The 416-nt window shown below is 30.8% G+C and carries 1 protein-coding gene; it reads left to right on the top strand.

Going from position 1 to position 416, the window contains the following annotated elements:
* A partial coding sequence (locus AC1DJR_RS33685) for an ABC transporter permease (RefSeq protein ID WP_477004643.1) occupies positions 1-416 on the top strand: 416 nt, incomplete at both ends.

The raw sequence follows: 416 nt of genomic DNA, 5'->3' as shown, positions 1-416 counted from the left end.
GAATGTAGCTTTAATGGAAAAACGATTAGCGGAACAAAACAATTTGAAAGTAGGAGATAAAGTTAAAGTTCAATCAGGGGATAAAAAGGAAACTCTTGAAATTGAAATTATCGGTATTTACGAAACGAATGAGCAACCAATGGGTCAAAATCCCCCTCCTATGATGAATCCAGCTAATAAACTATATATGCCTTACTCTACTTTAAAAAAATTAGAAGTAGATGAAGGTATGAGTAGTATTCAAGTTGTGTACTTATTGAACGACCCACAATACATTGATGCATTTAAAAAAGAAGCAAAAAAATCTGATATTGATTTTAATTATTTTAAGTTAGATGCACATGATTCATTGTACAAACAAATGATTGGTCCTATCGAAAATATCGCTTCTACTTCTCAAATGATTATCTATATGG

It is taken from the genome of Bacillus sp. 05T31, from assembly GCF_056396725.1.
The sequence above is the reverse complement of the archived record's forward strand: the minus strand, read 5'-3'. Positions and strand labels throughout refer to the sequence as shown.